We start from the raw sequence: 255 nt of genomic DNA, 5'->3' as shown, positions 1-255 counted from the left end.
CAACGTGCTGGACGCCGACAAACTGGGAGATGCCGACGGCACGGCGCAAATCGTTGCGAACACCCACAAATTCGAGGTCGGTGACATCCCGATCGTCCGGCTCAAGGGCACGCCGCTTGAAGGGGGGGCGATCAACATCGAGATCATCGGCGCGCCGCTGGGCAATGTGCCGAGCATCCCCGAAATCCCGATTCCCAATGCGGCGTTGCGGCAACTGGCCAAGACCCAGATCGGCCTGTCCTTTCGCCTGAAGAA

Annotated in this window: 1 protein-coding gene; it reads left to right on the top strand. The window is 62.0% G+C overall.

Going from position 1 to position 255, the window contains the following annotated elements:
• Positions 1 to 255, top strand: a 255-nt coding sequence (locus L6D81_RS29450; RefSeq protein WP_236183011.1) for a hypothetical protein, incomplete at both ends; no start/stop codon positions are given.

Origin of the sequence: Pseudomonas sputi (assembly GCF_021603585.1) — a bacterium.
In the GTDB taxonomy this organism is placed as follows: Bacteria; Pseudomonadota; Gammaproteobacteria; order Pseudomonadales; family Pseudomonadaceae; genus Aquipseudomonas; species Aquipseudomonas sputi.
This window is presented reverse-complemented; position numbering and strand designations above follow the sequence as displayed.